Origin of the sequence: Catellatospora chokoriensis, from assembly GCF_011297315.1 — a bacterium.
GTDB lineage: Bacteria > Actinomycetota > Actinomycetes > Mycobacteriales > Micromonosporaceae > Catellatospora > Catellatospora citrea.
This window is the reverse complement of record NZ_JAAOTI010000019.1, coordinates 15117-32515: the sequence shown is the minus strand read 5'-3', so window position 1 is coordinate 32515 and position 17399 is coordinate 15117. Positions and strand designations below refer to the sequence as shown.

Here is a 17399-nt window from a genome sequence, read left to right as displayed (position 1 = left end):
GGTGGAAGAGCTGACGCCGGACGATCCGCGCTGGATCGGCCAGAAGAGGTATGAGCTGCTGGCGCGCCTGGGCAACGGCGGCATGGGCCGGGTGTACCTGGGCAAGTCGCCGCTGGCGGAGCGTGCCGCTGTCAAGGTCATCCTCCCGCACCTGGTCAGTGACGCCGACGTGCGCAAGCGCTTCGAGGCGGAGGTGCAGAACCTCAAGCTGGCGCAGGGCATCCGGGTGGCGCAGTACCGGGGCTCGGAGATCAATGAGAAGCAGCCGTGGCTCGCCGTTCAGTACGTGCCCGGTCGCACCCTCCGCCAGCACGTTGAGGACCGCGGGCCGCTGCCCGCCCGGACCGCGGCGGCGCTCGGCGCCATGCTGGCCGAGGGCCTGACCACCATCCACGACGCGGGACTGCTGCACCGCGACCTGAAACCGGCCAACATCATGCTCGGCGAGGACGGCCCGTGCATCATCGACCTCGGCCTGGCCGTCCTGCAGGAACGTGACTCCCACCTGACCCAGACCGGCTTCGCCGTGGGCACGGCCGCCTACATGGCTCCCGAGCAGGCGATGGGGGAGAAGGAACTCACGGCGGCCGTCGACGTTTACGCGCTGGGTGCGACGCTGCTGTACGCGGCGACGAAGCACAACCCATACCCGTCATCGAACCCGGTGCTGCTCGCCAAGCGGATCACCGACCCGGACGACCACCCGGATCTGGCTGGGTTGCCCAAGGAGTTGCACACGATCGTCGGCGCGATGCTCGCCTTCGACGAGCAGGCCCGGCCCACAGTGCAGGAGGTGCTCACCGACCTGGCCGGCATCGCCACCAGCGGCGGCGTCGACTTCGAGGTGGTACGCCACGAGCTGGCGCAGAGCACGTACGTAGCGCCGCCGGCGGTGCCGCACCCGCCCCAGGACATCGACGACCCGGTCGTGGACCAGGATTGGTCGCTGGGCCCTACCGAGCTGATCAGCCAGCCGCCCCAGCCGCCGGTGGATCCGACCGCGTTCGACCCGTCTCCGCCGGACACCGAGCCGGCCGAGACCCCGCAAGCCGATCTGACCTGGCTGGTGGAGCGGTTGCGCAAGCAATACGCCCGCCGCGCGACGCTGTAGAGGAAGGTACTGCCGAATGGAAACCAAGCAGACAGCCGCGTACGCGCCGGGCGCGCGGATCCTCGTGCGCGACGAGGAGTGGCTGGTGCGTGCGGTCAAGCGTGGCACCGTCGACGGCGACATGATCAAGGCCGTGGGCGTGTCGGAGTTCGTGCGCGACATGGAGGCCACCTTCTTCAGCGAACTCGACCGTGACATCACGGTGATGGACCCCGAGGCGACTCGGCTGGTGCAGGACAGGTCGTCGCGTTTCCAGCGGGGCCGGCTGTTCCTGGAGGCCGTACTGCGGCGTACGCCGCTGCCGCAGTCGGAGCGCGGCCTCGCACTGGCCGACAGCTTCCTACTCGACGCGAACGTCTACCAGCAGCGCCCCGCGGAACTCGCGCTGCAGGGGCTGCGCCCGCGCATCCTGCTCGCCGACGTCGTGGGCCTGGGCAAGACGCTGGAGATCGGGCTGACCCTGGCGGAACTGATCCGCCGCGGCCGCGGCGAGCGCATCCTCGTGGTCACGCCGCAGCAGGTGCTGGAGCAGTTCCAGCGGGAGATGTGGACGCGGTTCGCGATTCCGCTGGTGCGGCTGGACTCGACCGGCATCCAGCGGATCCAGCAGGAGATCCCGGCCGGACGCAACCCGTTCCTCTATTTCAAGCGGGTCATCATCTCGGTGGACACGCTCAAGGACGCCGGGCAGTTCGGTCACCACCTCGACAACACCGACTGGGACGCCGTCGTCATCGACGAATCGCACAACCTGATCAACCGGGGTAGCAAGCGTAACGAGCTGGCCCGCCGGCTCGCCCGGCGCAGCGATGCCCTGCTGCTGGCCAGCGCCACCCCGCACAACGGTGAGCGAGAGTCCTTCGCTGAGCTGATCCGGCTGCTCGACCCGGCCGCGATCGCCGACGTCAAGGACTACAGCGCGGAGGACATCAGCCACCTCTACCTGCGGCGTACGAAGAACAGCCCAGAGGTGCGCGATCACACCCGGGGGCTGTGGGCGGACCGCGGGCCGACCGTGACCGTGCACTGCGCGGCGGGCCCGATCGAGGAGCAGATCTTCGCCGAGCTGGCGCAGACGTGGCTGGCGGGCAAGTGGCGCGAGGAGCCCACCCGCGGGCAGGACCGGCTGTTCCCGTACACCCTGCTCAAGTCCTTCCTCTCCTCACATCTGGCGCTGGCTGCGACCGTCGCCGCCCGGCTGAAGGACGCGAGCGATCCCACGGAGCAGCAGGCCCTGCGGCGGTTGGCGGACCTCGCCGGGTCGATGACCGATCGGGATTCGGCGAAGCTCACCGCACTCGTCGCGCAGCTGCGCGAGATCGGCATCGCCGCCGGAAGCAGGACCCGCGCGGTTGTCTTTTCCGAGCGTGTGCCGACCCTCAAGTGGCTGGAGAAGGTCATGCCCGGGCTGCTCGGGTTGAAGCCCGACGCGGTGCGTGTGATGCACGGCGGGCTCTCAGACACAGAGCAGCAGAGCATCGTGGAGGAGTTCGAGCTCGCTGGCAGTCCGGTGCGGCTGCTGGTCACCGGCGACATCGCCTCCGAGGGTGTGAACCTGCACCGTGAATGCCATCACCTGATCCACTACGACATCCCGTGGAGCCTCATCCGCATCGAGCAGCGCAACGGCCGCGTCGACCGGTACGGCCAGGAACACCCGCCGCAGTTCCGGGCGTTGATCCTCACCTCGCAGACGCCCGACGCCAAGGACGACCGCACGGTGGCCGAGAAGCTGCTCGAGAAGGAGGAGCAGGCGCACCGCAGCCTGGGCAGTGTGACGGCTTCGACCGGCGTGCACGACCCAAAGGCCGAGGAGGACCGGCTGGTCAAGGACTTGTTCTTGGAGAACAAGTCGGTCGAGCAGTCATACGCGGCGGTTTCGCCGATGGACGAGATGATGGCTCTGTTCGGTGCGGTCGGCGACAAGCCCGTCAACTCGGTGCCCGCACGGGCGGTGCTGCCGAAGCTGTTCGACTCCACCGGCGCGTTCGTCAACGCCGCGCTCGACGAGATCTACGAAGGCCGGGCCGAGGACGTCATCGAGCTGCGCCGCGAGGACGGCCTGTTGTCGCTCAACGCCCCCGACGACCTGCTGCACCGTCTGTCCGACCTGCCTCGCAGCTACCTGGCGGAGCGGCGGCAGGGCGACAGCATCAGCCTCGCCCTCACCTTCGACCGCGAACTCGCCGCCCGCAAGCTCGACGAGGCGCGCAAGCACACGCAAACCGGCTGGCCGGAGATCGGCTTCGTAAGCGACGTGCACCCGATCGTCGACTGGCTGGTGGACAAGGTGCTCATGCGGCTGGGCCGGCAGGAGGCCCCGGTGCTGGTCGCCGCCGTGGACGAGCCGGTATTCCTGGTGCAGGGCATCTGGTGCAACAAGCTCGGGCAGCCGACCGTGGTCGAGTGGATGGCCGTGACCGGCCTGCCCGGCGACCCGGCCGTCGCGCCGATGGAGCAGGCGCTGGCCGCCGCGAAGGTCGGCCCGGCGATGGTCAACCCTGCGCAGGATCGCCCGCTGGACAAGCTGCAGGCGCTCGTGCCCGAGGCGATCAGAGCCGCGCGCGCGCATCTCGCCGACCGTCGCGCCGCGTGGGACGCGCTCATCGCCGAGCAGCTGCAGGCGACGCGTGAACGTCTGGACCGCTTCGCTGGCCAGGCGACCCTCTTTGACAGCCTGCCCGCGCCGATCCGGACTAAGCAGGTGGAACGCATTAACCAGACCGTCGACGAAGAGCAGGATCGCGCCAACCGTCTGGCCACCGACGGCGAGCCGCTGCTGCGGCTCATCGCAGTCCTTGACCGCAACTCCCAGGAGCGCGCAGCATGAGCTTCGACGCCATCACCAACCGCGGCGAATACCTGTCGGCGCATTACCTCGCCGAGGTGCTGCCCGACACCCTCAAGCGTGGCCTGCTCAAGCGGTGGACCGAGGAGCAGAAGGCCGGGCGGGTCACGCCGCGTGCCGGGGTGCGCGGCTACCGCGCCGACTACTTCAACCGCAAGGCCGAGATCGCCGACGAGGCCGTGGTCGACCCGGAGCTGCTGCGCAAGCACCACGAGGAGCTGCTGCGGGCGCTGGGCTACGAGCCGGCGCGGCGCACCCTGACGGTGGAGCGCAACGGCAACGAGTACCAGATCGCGGTCGCGCACGCCGAGGTCGGCACCGCGCACGGCATCATCGCGCTGGACTGCGGCTGGGCCGCCGACACCGACGCCGCGCACGACCTCGACGACGCTGGGCGGCTGCTCGACCCGCTGATCCTCGACGGCAGCGAGACGATCGCCTCTGGTCCCAAGCTTGCGTCGTGGCTGTTCGGCATCGACAATCCGCCCCGCTACGTGCTGCTGTTCAACGGCGGTGTGATCACGCTCGCCGACCGCACAGTCTGGGGCGAGGGCCGCTACCTCGGGGTCAACCTTGACCTCGCGTACGGCCGCAACAAGGAGATGGAACTCGACGTCTTCGCGGCCCTGTTCGGGGCGGACTCGCTGCGGCCGCCCGCCGAAGGCGGCGCGGAACCGCTCGCGGACCTGGTCAGCGGCTCGCGTCAGCACGCGGTCGGGGTGTCGTCGGAGCTGCGGGAGGGCCTGCGGCACTCGGTCGAGCTCATCGCTAACGAGGTGCTCGACCGCATCCGTGAGGCTGGCTACCAGCCGGACCAGGTCATGGACCTGGGCGAGTTGGGCAAGGAGCTCGGCCGCGAGGCACTGCGCTACCTCTACCGCATCTTGTTCCTGCTCTATGCCGAGGCCCGGCCCGAACTGGGCGTCCTGCCCGTCACCGACCCCGAATACCTCGACGGTTACAGCCTGGCCCGCCTCGGCGACCTGGTCGCCCGGCGCCTGGACCCGGCGACGCTGCGCAACTTCCACCTCTACGAATCCCTCGACCTGCTCTTCACCATGGTCAACGAGGGCCACCGGGAGCGTGGCGGTGCGAAAGCAGAGGAGAGCGAGAACGAAGGCCTGCGCTTTGAGCCGATGCGCTCCAATCTGTTCCTGCCCGAAGCGATCAAGCTGATCGGCCGGGGCGCGATCCCGGAGCCCGGCAATGACCCCGACGACCCGGACGCGCCGAAGATCGACACCCGGCTGCGCGACTCGACGCTCTACCAGGTGCTGCGCCTGCTGATGATCACAAAGGGCGATAAGCGCAAGCGCGGCGGATTCATCTCGTACGCGCAACTCGGCATTAACCAGCTCGGCGCGGTGTACGAGGGCCTGATGTCGTACACCGGCTTCGTTGCCACCGAGCCGCTGTACGAGGTCGCCCGGAACGGCGACGCCAAGGACGGCTCGTGGATGATTCCAGCGTCCAAAGCCGACGAATACGACGATTTGGTGTTCGTGTCGCGAGAGCACCCGATCACGGGCATCCGCAGCCGGGTCAGCTACGACGCCGGACAGTTCGTGTACCGGCTCGCCGGGCGCGACCGACAGACCAGCGCCTCCTACTACACGCCGCAGTCGCTGACCGAGGTCACCGTCCAGCTCGCACTAAAGTACCGCCTCGACCAGGCCGGGACCAAGACCAAGGCCCGCGAGCTGCTCGACTGGACCATCTGTGAGCCGGCGCTGGGCTCCGGTGCGTTCCTTAACGAGGCAATTAACCAGGTCGCCGGCGAGTATCTGCGCCGCCGCCAGGAGGAGCTGGAGTTCGCGCTCGACCCGGAGCAATATCACCTCGAACTGCAGCGGGTGAAGGCGTATATCGCGCTGCACAACTGTTACGGCGTCGACCTCAACCGCACCGCGGTCGAGCTCGCCGAGGTCTCGCTGTGGCTCAACGTCATGCACCCCGGCCTGCAGGCGCCTTGGTTCGGCCTGCACCTGCGCCGTGGCAACTCGCTAATCGGCGGGCGGCGGCAGGTGTACACGGCCAAGCAGGTCACCGATAAGTCGTGGCTTACTGAGGCACCGACTGATGCTCCATTTCGAGATGGCGCCATTCCGAACGGCAGCATCCACCACTTCTTGCTTCCCGCGGATGGCTGGGGCGCGGTAGCGGGGGAGAGGGAAGCGAGGGATCTTGCTCCGGCGGAGACCGAGGCGCTGAAGAAATGGCGCAGCAGGCTGAAGACAAAACCGAGTCCTAAGCAAGTCAAGCGGTTGCAGGCCCTTGCTTGCCGCATCGACTACCTGTGGGGATTGGTTCAGCGGCGGCTCACAATCTCCGAGGAGGAGATCCGGCGCGACATCCCTGTCTGGCAAGCCGAGAAACTTCCGCTCGTGCCCGGCGTCGTGCCACGGGACAAGGTCCTTAAAGACCTCGAAGACCCAGGTACGCCGTACTGGAGGCTGAAGACACTCATGGATGCTTGGTGCGCGCTGTGGTTCTGGCCGCTGCAAGCAACCAGTTTGCTCGATGGCACGGCCGATACATATGGCGTCAAAGCGCCTGAAGTCGTGCGTGAAGGGACCGTCGATATGTACGAGGAGTCGATGGTCTTTGTAACGCAGGATCTGTTCGGCGCGGATGCGCCGCAGCAGCTGGCGCTACCCAAGAGGGTCGGGAAGCAAAGGATTACGGTTACCGAGCATCTAACCCGTCAAACCCCATTGGGTGATCTAGATGACTGGCTCAGTTTTGTCGAAGCGTTAGTGGGTCGCGGCGACCTGGAAACAGGGACGCTGCTGGACCAGGCCGAAACGTTGACAGAGCTGGATGACCATGAGGCGCTACTCGTCCTTGGTATGGGTATGGATGAGCCTTTTCGTCTTGGCGAGCGCTTTCCTTGGCTGGACGTCGCTGTAAAAATAGCTGATGAGAAGGGCTTTTTCCACTGGGAGCTGACGTTTGCCCAAGCGTTTGCGGCCCCTAAAGGTGGCTTCGACCTTCAGGTGGGAAATCCGCCTTGGGTTCGGCCTCGCTGGATGGAAGACGCTGTGCTGGCAGAAAGTGAGCCGTGGTTTCGGCTTGCCGATAAGCCGTCAGTAGAGCAGTGGAGAGAGCGAAAGTCCGCGCTACTGTCTTCCACAATTACCCGTAACTACTTTCTTCGAGAAATGACGGAGAATGTTGGTTCAGTCTCATATCTGGGTAACGCAGTTACGTATCCCGTCTTGGTGGGAACCCAACCGGATCTTTATCGGGTCGCGATGTGCCAGGTCTGGAGGCATTTGAGCGTTAGCGGTACGGCGGGGCTCATACATCCAGATAGCCATTTCGGTGGAGTGAAGGAAGGACCTCTGCGGGCTGCGACGTATCGCTACCTGCGGTTCCATGCTCACTTCATTAATAAGCGCGAGGCGTTTGCTGATATCGACCGTAACGCACAGTTCGGTATCCATGTATACGGTCGGCCCGGTGAGGTCGATTTTGAGCACATGAGCTGGATATTTGACGGCTCCACGGTCGTGGAGTCACTAACTCACAGTGGCGATGGGGAGGTGCCTGGTGTAAAAGTCCGGGGAGAGTGGGACGTGCGACCCCATCGTTCCCGTCTCGTGCACGTAGACTCCGCCCTGCTAGCCCAATGGCAAGGACTATTTGGAGACGCTGAAGGCCCAGTGCTGGAAACACCCTTACTTTATCCGATCACGACTGATGAGAAGGAGGCTCTAGCAGCTTTCGCTTTTATCGAGCGTAGGCTCGGAGATCTGGAGCCGCGGTTTAGCACTGGCTATCATGAAACTTATTCGAAACAGCAGGGTCTGATCCGATGGGCGACCGGATCTTCGAGTTCCTTGTATGAAGTTGTATTGCAGGGACCACATTTCGTTGGGGCTACGCCTTATAGTAAACAGCCCAACAACCCCTGCAAGACCAATCGTGATTGGTCCTCCTGGGATCTGACGACTTTACCAGTAGACGCGATGCCTGTAACAAACTATGCTCGCGCATGCGATAAAGAGCAGTATTTCGCATCTCAGGACATTTGGGGTGACCGACCATACACGGATTATTTTCGGTTGGCCTGGCGAGAGATGGTCCCGCCAAGTAATGAACGCAGCCTATTTGCGGCGCTGATCCCGCCTGGACCAGCTCATATACACGCGATACGCAGCATGGCGCTACCAAAGAATCGCGACACTGCCCTACACGCGGGCTTCTGGGCATCGCTGCCGATCGACTATTTGTTGAGGGCTACCGGTCGTCGCCATCTCGACGTCCGGGATGCTCGAGTCATGCCGTCCCCTGCGGTTGATCATCCGTTGGCGGATCCGCTACTCTTGCGGACGCTCCGTTTGAACTGCCTAACTAAGGCATATGCACCGCTCTGGGAAGAACTATTTGAGCAGTCATGGGTTGCCGATGACGGTTGGGTCGTTGCGTGGCCACAATGTTCTCGGTTGAATGACGTAACGCAACCATGGAACGGTGCGACGCCGTTGCGGTCAGATCTCGAGCGTCGCGCTGCCCTGGTGGAGCTTGATGCACTGGTCGCAGTCTGGCTCGGTATCTCCGCTGAGCAGCTCATAACAATTTATCAATCTCGTTTTCCCGTACTATGGGATTACGAATCTGATACGTGGTTCGACGCTAATGGCCGCAAGATTGCTGGTGACCACCACACGTATGGCATTGGTCAAACAAAGGAACATTTCGAGCAGCTCGTGGCCTACAATGAGGCGCTCGAGAAGGATGGGCCTGCTGGTCACCTGGTACCCGAGAGCTACGCTTCACCGTTCTACAAGGCTGACCGGGAGGCCGAGTACCGACAGGCGCACGCGGTGTTCAGCAAGCGGCTGCAGGATGCGGTCGATGCCGGCTGGAGGCCGAAGTGAGGCCAACCATCGCGGCTGACGCGCTGCGCAGAAGCTTGACCCAGTACCTGACCACCACCTTCGGACTCGCCGAGTCCGGCGTACGCGACGGTCTAGAAGGCTTCCTCTCCCACCCGGAGCAGGGTCTCTTCCGCGGCCCGTACCTGCGGATCCGCACGCCCTTCCGCCCTGCGGAGGGTGAGTGGCGTGCAGGCCTGGAGTGGACGCCCAGCGGGTTCACGCCCTACCTGCACCAAGCGAAGGCGTTCTCCCGGCTGTCGACGCTGGGCAAGGTGGCCGAGCCGACGCTGGTCACTACGGGCACGGGTTCGGGTAAGACGGAGTCCTTCCTAATCCCGGTGCTCGACCACTGCCGCCGCCGGCGGGCGGAGGGCCGGCGCGGGGTGAAGGCGATCCTGCTGTACCCGATGAACGCCCTGGCAACCGACCAGACGAACCGCATCAACGAGCTGCTGGAAGACCCGCAGCTAGCTGACGTCACCGCCGGTCTCTACATCGGTGATGTGGCGGCGGTGGAGTATGCGCATGTGATGACGAGCCGGTCGGAGATGCGCCGCAACCCGCCGGACATCCTGATCACGAACTACAAGATGCTCGACCTGCTGCTGCAGCGCGCCGAGGACCTGCCGCTGTGGGAGGGCGCCGAGCCCGCGTACGTCGTGCTAGACGAGTTCCACACCTACGACGGCGCGCAGGGCACCGACGTGGCGATGCTGCTGCGGCGCCTGGCCGCGGCGCTGGGCGTGTCGAAGCCTGGACGCCCGCTGGGGACGATCTGCCCGGTGGCGACGTCGGCGACGCTGGGCGAGGGCGGTGACACGACCAAGATTCGAGCAGTGGCGGGAGAGGTCTTCGGGCTGGAGTTCGGTGAGGACTCGCTGGTCGGCGAGGACCGCTACGGCGCGGAGGAGTTCGCGCAGGTCGACCGGACCATGCCCCTGCCCGAGCCGGCCGAGCTGGCCAACCTCGACGACCGGGACCCAGCATTCACGGCTCAGGTCGCCGAGCTGCTGACCGGCAGCACCGACCTCGATCCTGCGGCGCTGGGCGCGCAACTGCGCAAGCACCCGCTGACGAAAGCGCTCCTGGAGTCGCTGGGCTCGGCGCCGCGCACCTTCGGCGAGATCATCGACGTGCTGCCACGCAAAGGCATGATCGGCTGGGGTGCGCTCAGCTCCCGCCCCGATGTGACCGCCAAGGCCCTGGTGCGCTTCGTCGGCCTGCTTTCGATGGCGCGTAACCCGGACCAGCCGAAGCTGCCACTGCTCAACATCGAGGTGCACCTGTGGGCACGCGCCGTGTCCCGGTTGCTGCGCGGCGTGGGCCCGGTCGCGACCTTCGGCTGGTACGGCGAACCGCAGCGCGACCCGGAGCCGGACGCGCGTGCGATCGACCTGGTCGTGGCGGACAAGCGGCAGACTCTGCTGCCCGCTATCTACTGTCGGCACTGCGGCCGTTCGGGCTGGATGGCCCTACCCCGGCCAAAGGATCCGCTGGAGTTCGACATCGAACCCGACCGGATCTACCGGGCGAGTGTCGGCAGGGACAAGAAGCGCCTGCGCGCCTTCATCGCCGCCACCCCTGACGAGATCCGTGGTCGCGGGCGTGGCCTTTACGTGCTGGAGGGCGGTCGCCGCTACCGCCCCTTCGACCCCGTCAAGGACATCGTCCTCGCCGACACCGCCGATGAGGAACTGGTGGTGGTGCTCGGCGAGCCCGACCGCATCGAGGGCGCGGACAAGGACAAGTGCCCGGCCTGCGACATGGACCAGGGCATCCGCTACCTCGGTGCGGGTCTGGCCACGCTGGCCTCGGTGTCTATCACGCAGCTCTTCACTGGCGGTGAGCTAACTGACGATCAGCGCAGGACGTTGCTGTTCAACGACTCGGTGCAGGACGCCGCCCACCGGGCCGGTTTCGTCTCGAACCGGTCGTACGCGTTCTCGCTGCGGTCACTGCTGGCCAGCCGGCTTACCGAGGGTGTGCCGGTGGGGCTGGACGAGCTGACCGTGGCCATGATCGAAGCTGCGGCCCGGCCGGAGATCCTGTCCACGGTGGTGCCGCCGGACCTGCACGACCAGCCGGGCGTGGACAGCCTGCTGGCGGGCGAGTATCTCGGTGACCCGAAGACATGGACGCTGATTGCCGAGCGGTTGGCGTTCGCGACGATCATGGAATCGGGGCTGCGTGCCCGGCAGGGCCGCACCCTGGAACTCACGCGTGCGGTTGCCGTCGAGGTGCTGCTCGACGACCCGGCGCAGGCGGTCGGCATCTGCCGCGGCGTCGCGCAGACCGGACAGCAGGCTATCGCGGTCGAGCCGGTCGACGATGCTCGCTACCTGGCGTTCCTGCGGGGTCTGCTTGAGCGGCTGCGGGTGCGCGGTGCGATCTACCACGAGTGGCTGGACGCGTATCTCAAGCGCGGCGGCGCGCGCTGGCAGGTCTGGGGCGGTCGCCCGCCCGGCCTGCCCGCCTTCCCGCGCGGCCTGTCCGCGCCCGCGTTCCTGCTGGCGGGGCCGAAGTCGAAGTCGGAGTTTGACGTGCTGACCGCCAAGGGCAACTGGTATCAGGACTGGACGTCGCGCTGCCTGGGCTTGCCGCAGGCCGAGGCGATCGCCTACCTGAGCCGGCTGCTGTCCGCGCTCGCCGCGGCGGGTATCGTTGCGTCGCGGGACACCGAAGACGGCAACCGGGTGTTCGGGCTGCTGCCCGGCCATATCCAGGTGACGCTACTCGACGATGCGCAGGCCGCACTCGCCGGGATCGCCTGTGACACGTGTGCCTGGCAGCAGACCGAGCACCCCGACCGGGTGGCCGGCTGGGTGGACCAGCCGTGCCGGCAGTACCGCTGCTCCGGTCAGCTGCGCCCCGCGGTCGACGACACCGCGGCCGACGACTACTACCGGCGGCTCTACCTGACCAGGGACGTGTTCCGTGTGGTCACCGGTGAGCACACCGGCATGCTGACCCGGGCTCAGCGGGAGACGGTGGAGAAGCAGTTCCGCGATGGTGCCCGCTATACCGACCCGAACGTGCTGTCGTGTACTCCGACGCTGGAGATGGGTATCGACATCGGTGCGCTGTCGGCGGTCGTGCTCGCGTCGCTGCCGGCGGGTCCGGCCAACTATGTGCAGCGGGCCGGGCGGGCCGGCCGTAAGAGCGGCAATGCGCTGGTGCTGACGCTGGTGGGGCGGTCCGAGCGGGACCGCTACTACCTCACCGAGCCCCGCGACATGATCAACGGACAGATCGTACCGCCGGGCTGTTTCCTGTCGGCGGTGGAGATCCTGCGTCGGCAGTACGTCGCGCACCTGATCGACATCGCGGCGCGGCGACGGCTGGCCGGGGTGCTCCCGCTGCCGCGCCGTGCGGACGTGCTGTTCGGCCCGACCGGGTGGCTCAACAGTCTGGCGTACGCGGCCCAGCAGCAGCACTCCGTGCTTGTCGAGGGCTTCCTGGGGCTGTTCGGTGACAAGTTGTCCGAGCAAGCCGTGGCGCAGCTGCGCGAGTTCGCCGACAGCGGTCTGCCGGCGAGGGTCAAGGAGGTCGCGCAGGCCTGGGACGAGCGCAATGCCGACCTGATCGGCCGGCTTGCCGCGATCGACGCCGCGGCGGCCGCGCTCACCCCGAGCGACCCCGACCATGCCCGCGAGGTCAAGATGCTGCGCGGCGAGGCGTGGGCGGTGCGCAGGCGCAAGGCCGAGCTCGGCCGGGCGCCTGCCCACGGCACGCTGGTCGAGTTGGGCATGCTGCCGAACTATGCGCTGGTGGACACCCGCACCTCGCTGGAGGCCACGCTCACCTGGGCTGAGCCGACCCCCGACGACCCCCGGGGCAAGGTGTTCCACAGCGAGCTGCGCGAGTATGACCGGCCCTCGCGCCAGGCGCTGGTCGAGATCGCGCCGGGCAACTCCTACTACGTGCGCGGCTACAAACATGAGGTATGCGGGCTGGACCTGGGCACGGGCAACCGCAGTCGGATAAAGCAATGGCGCGTCTGCGCGCAGTGCGGCTACGTCCGTGACCTCCTCGCGGAGACCGACACCTCGCCATGCCCGCGCTGCGGTGACCCGACCATCGCCGACCACGGTCAGTTGTTCCAGGTCGTGGTGCCGACCAAGGTCATGTCACGGGATCGCCGTGACGACGCCCGTATCCGCGACGACAACGACGACCGCGACATCCGCTTTTACGCCGGCGCGGTCGCCGTCGATGTCGACCCCGCCCACGTCGACGCGTCGTGGCGGCATCGCACCGAGACATTCGGCGTGGACTACACGCGTCGCGCCATGATCCGGCACTTCAACCTCGGCGCGCAGCGCTACGACATCACCGAGAGCCTGTTCGCCGGGCAGCAAGTACGCATCAACAGGTTCCATACCTGCACCTCGTGCGGGGGGACCTCGGTCGACAACCGGGCGACCGAGAGCCAGCAGGTCGTCGCGGAGGCGTCCGGGTCGCTGGCGATCCAGGGTGCCGAGCACCACCAGCCGTGGTGCCCCCACCGGCGTTCACCCAGCGGCGCGGCGCACGTCGACCTGATCCTGGCGCACGAGTTGGAGACCGAGGCGCTGCGCATCCTAATTCCCGCCACCACGGCGCACATCAAGGAGCGCCTGGCGTCGTTCGCCGCCGCGGTGCGGCTCGGTATCGCCCGCCGCTACGGCGGCGACCCGGCGCACCTGCGGATCACTACTGCGGAGATGCCGGATGTGAAGAGTGACGGTACGCGCAGCTATGTCGTCGTCTACGACACACAGCCGCAGGGCACCGGCTACTTGCACCAGCTCGCCGACGCGGAAAACTTCCGGGGCGTGCTGGAGCAGGCCTGCCAGGCGCTGCAGGAGTGCGTCTGCGCCGGTGAGGGCAGGGCCGCCTGCCACCGCTGCCTACTGCGGTTCACCGCCAACGCGGACTTCCCGCTGGTGAGCCGGGTCGACGCGCTGACGATGCTGGGCCCGATCCTGGACAGCTGGCAGGTCGAGCGCGACGTGCGCACTGACGAGATCTCGCTGATCCACCAGGTGGAGAGCGAGCTGGAGGCCCAGTTCCTGGAGAAGCTGCTGGTCTGGCCCGGTGCCCGAGTGCAGCGGCGCACGGACCGCAATGGCGCCCGTTTCGCCGAGCTGTGGTTCACCACGCCCGACGGCGGCGACGTGGCCCACTGGCAGATGAAACTGCAGAACACCATCCACGGCACCCGCCCCGACGTGCACTTCAAACGCCTGGACGCGCCCTCGCCCGAGGTCGCCGTGTATCTCGACGGTTTCAAGTACCACGCCTCCAAGGAGATCAACCGGCTTGCGGACGACGTCGACAAGCGTGCCCGGCTGCGTGCCCACGACTTCGTCGTCTTTGCCGCTACCTGGGCGGACGTGAAGACCTGGAGCGACAAGCCGGTGGTGCGCGTGCCGTATGGCAAGAACGCGCAGTTCGAGGCGACGAAGAGGTACCGCCAGGCCGTGCCTGACAGCACGCCCGACGACCTGATCCGATACGTCTGGACCAACCCGATCGACCTGCTTATGGCTTACCTCGCCGACCCGGACCTGGGCAAGTGGCAGGCCCGTGCGGAGGCGGCGGTGATCGGCCTCGTCGCCGAAGGCGGCGAGACGACACAGGCAGACTCGGCTGGCATCGGCGATCGGGTGCTCGCATCTCTGCGGGGGGTGACCCTGCCCGCGCCGGCACCCGGCAAGATCCTCCTCGCCCGAGGCACGGGCAGCACCGGCAAATGCCCACTGACCGTCCTGATGGATGCACGCGGTAGCGCGCCGGTCTGGTCCGCGTTCGCGGTCGTCGACGACCGCGCTGAGACCATCGCCTCCGACGGTACTCACGAGGGCCGCTGGAAGGACTGGCTGTACTGGGCGAACATCATCCAGTTCCTGACTGCCGGCGGCGGGGACGCGGGCCAGTTGGCCCTCACCACGCTGGACGGGTTCGACCCGGCCCAGCTCGCGGTGACGGAGGGCACCGGTTTGGTCGCCGTCAACCGGGTCCTGCCGCTCGATGATCAATCGGCGGCCTGGCTGGAGCGGTCGACGCAGGCGCCGACCGCGCAACCGGCACCGGCGACCACGGGCGACGCTGCCTGGCAGCGGGTGCTGACCTACTTCGACCGTGACGAGTCCGGGCTGGAACTGCTGGTCCGCGATCTCCTGCAACGCGAACTGCCCGCGCCGACCGTCGGCTATGAACTCGGTGACCAGATGTGGCCCGCCGAACTGGCCTGGCCCGACCACCGGATTGCCGTGGTGCTGGCCGGCTCGCACGACGACCCCGAAGTCGTCGATCGGGACAAGGCGTACGCGGCAGCAGGCTGGCAGGTCCGCACCGCCAAGCAATGGACGACAGACGAACTCGCCGCCCTGATCGCGGCACAGGGGGAGGACCGATGAGCACGGGTGCCACGCTGCGGACTTTGGTCAGCGCCGACAAAGAGATCATGAAGTTGTCGCGCACCGACAAGGGGGCGGTCTACGAGTTCCAGCACAAGTTCCGCCACAACCCCGCCAACCCGGGCCTGCACCTCAAGCAGCTCAAAGGCGATGCGAAACTGTGGTCGGCGCGGGTGAACGCCGAGCTGCGGGCGATCCTGCTGCATATCGCCGCCCAGGATTACCTCCTGATCGACGTCAAGCACCGCAAAGAGGTCTACGACGATCTCGACCGCTACACGTACAAGGTCAACCGCGTCACGGGTGGTATCGAGGTCATCGACCTAGAGCCGGTGGGGGACAGCATCATCGGCCGGCTGTTGCCGGCCGAGTCGGCGCCACTGTTCGCGAAGTTCTCCGACGCGCAGCTGCTGGAGCTCGGCGTCGCCGAGCCGCTGCTGGAACACGTCAGGAAGGTGAGCAACGAGGAGGAGCTGCTGGCGCTGCTCGAAATCGCACCGCAGCTTACCGCCGACGTACTGTTCGCCCTCAACGACGGAATGACCTACGAGCAGGTCCGCGAGCAAGTCACCGACCCGGTCCGCTCCGACGATCTGGTCGACCCCGACGACCTGGTTGCCGCGGTCGCTCGTCCTGCCACGCAGGTGACCTCCGACGACGAGGCGCTGCAGGCGATGCTTGGCGAGTCATTCGAGCGCTGGCAAATCTTCCTGCATCCCACGCAGCGCAAACTCGTGGAGAAGACGACGTCCGGGGCTACCCGAGTCGGCGGTGGGCCTGGCACCGGCAAGACCATCGTCGCCCTGCACCGTGTCGCCCACCTCGCCGCGGAGCTCGAGGCGGGCGCCGACAAGCCCATCCTGCTCACCACGTTCAACCGCAACCTCGCTGCCGACCTGCGTACACGGCTGATCGCGCTGGGCGGGCAGGAGCTGCTGGCGCGGGTAGAGATCATCAACATCGACAAGCTCGCCAGCCGGATCGTCGCCGAGAGCAAGACGGGCGTGGGCAAGCGGGTTGTCGACGATACCCGCGTGGCCGACCAGTGGCGGGCCTTCCTGGCCGAGATCGGCGAGACCGGCTGGGACGCCGAATTCTTGACCGCCGAGTGGACCCAGGTCATCCTCGGACAGGTCCTCAACTCCCGGTCCGAGTACTTCAAGGCCCGCCGCCCGGCACGAGGCCGCCCTGTCAGCCGGGAAGAACGCGACGAGATCTGGCGTCTGACCGAGCGGTTCGCCACCTGGCTCGACAACCAGGGCATCTGGACCTGGCGTCAGGTCGCCGCCGAGGCAGCTCGGTTGGAGATCGACCGGGCTGCACGCATCGACGAGGTCGGCCCGGGGGGTTCGCTGCGTCACCGATACCGCCACGTCGTCGTCGACGAGGCGCAGGACCTCAGCGCCGCGCACTGGAAGATGCTGCGTGCCATGGTCCCCGTCGGCAGCGACGACATGTTCCTCGTCGGCGACACCCACCAGCGCATCTACGACAACCACGTGACCCTGTCGAGCCTCGGCATCAACATCCGAGGGCGCTCGGCGCGGCTGACGCTCAGCTACCGCACCACCCGGCAGATTCTCGCCGCGGCACTGGAGATGATGACCGGTGAGGTCTACGACGACCTCGACGGAGGCGAAGACAACCTGGCCGGCTACCGGTCACTGCTGCGCGGCGGCAGGCCGACGTTCCACGCCGCCAGCACCTGGGCGCAGGAGAAGAACAACATCGCCGACCAGCTGCAGGCCTGGGGCAACCCGGTCGACGGCTCAGTGGCGATCTGCGTGCCGACCCGGGAGCTCGTCGCAGAGGTGACGGCGCGGCTGCAGGCTGACGGCGTAGCGGTCGTGGAGATCGGACCCGACGGCCCCAAGGGCGGCGAGGGCGTGCACATCGGCACCATGCATCGGTTCAAAGGACTCGAGTACCAGCGCATGATCATCGCCGGTGTCAGCGACGGCCTCGTGCCACGCCAGATGATCGGGCAGTGGCGTGACACTGAGCCGAAGCGTTACCAACGCGAACGTCAGCGCGACCGTTCGCTGCTGTTCGTCGCAGCGACCAGGGCGCGCGACGAGCTCGCCGTGTTCTGGCACGGCACGCCCAGCCCGTTCCTCACCCACCACCTGGTACAGCAGCAGGCAGTCTGACCCGTC

General features: G+C 66.8%; 5 protein-coding genes. All 5 read left to right on the top strand.

The features are described from left to right. The first annotated feature begins 1 nt into the window (after nt 1). The 5 genes from HAV39_RS26265 to HAV39_RS26245 are packed head-to-tail and all read left to right on the top strand — an operon-like array spanning nt 2 to nt 17393. On the top strand, nt 2-1111 hold the full coding sequence (locus HAV39_RS26265) for a serine/threonine-protein kinase (RefSeq protein ID WP_239120748.1): 1110 nt from the start codon (nt 2-4) through the stop codon (nt 1109-1111). A 16-nt stretch (nt 1112-1127) separates the two neighbouring features. After that, a complete protein-coding gene (locus HAV39_RS26260; RefSeq protein WP_191841831.1) occupies nt 1128-3941 on the top strand; it encodes a helicase-related protein in 2814 nt (937 codons plus the stop codon). After that, nucleotides 3938-8842, top strand: coding sequence for a class I SAM-dependent DNA methyltransferase (locus HAV39_RS26255; RefSeq protein WP_191841830.1), 4905 nt, complete (start codon nt 3938-3940; stop codon nt 8840-8842). Before HAV39_RS26260 ends, HAV39_RS26255 begins: the two co-directional genes overlap by 4 nt. Further along, nucleotides 8839-15243: a DEAD/DEAH box helicase gene (locus HAV39_RS26250; RefSeq protein WP_191841829.1), complete on the top strand. Its 6405-nt coding sequence runs from the start codon at nt 8839-8841 to the stop codon at nt 15241-15243. The genes HAV39_RS26255 and HAV39_RS26250 overlap by 4 nt, the downstream gene beginning before the upstream one ends. Beyond that, nucleotides 15240-17393, top strand: coding sequence for a UvrD-helicase domain-containing protein (locus tag HAV39_RS26245; protein ID WP_191841828.1), 2154 nt, complete (start codon nt 15240-15242; stop codon nt 17391-17393). The genes HAV39_RS26250 and HAV39_RS26245 overlap by 4 nt, the downstream gene beginning before the upstream one ends. Nucleotides 17394-17399 lie beyond the last annotated feature (6 nt).

Coding starts and splice junctions, on each gene's coding strand:
- HAV39_RS26255 (WP_191841830.1), top strand. CDS start 3,938: ATGAGCTTCGACGCCATCACCAACCGCGGCGAATACCTGTCGGCGCAT.
- HAV39_RS26245 (WP_191841828.1), top strand. CDS start 15,240: ATGAGCACGGGTGCCACGCTGCGGACTTTGGTCAGCGCCGACAAAGAG.
- HAV39_RS26260 (WP_191841831.1), top strand. CDS start 1,128: ATGGAAACCAAGCAGACAGCCGCGTACGCGCCGGGCGCGCGGATCCTC.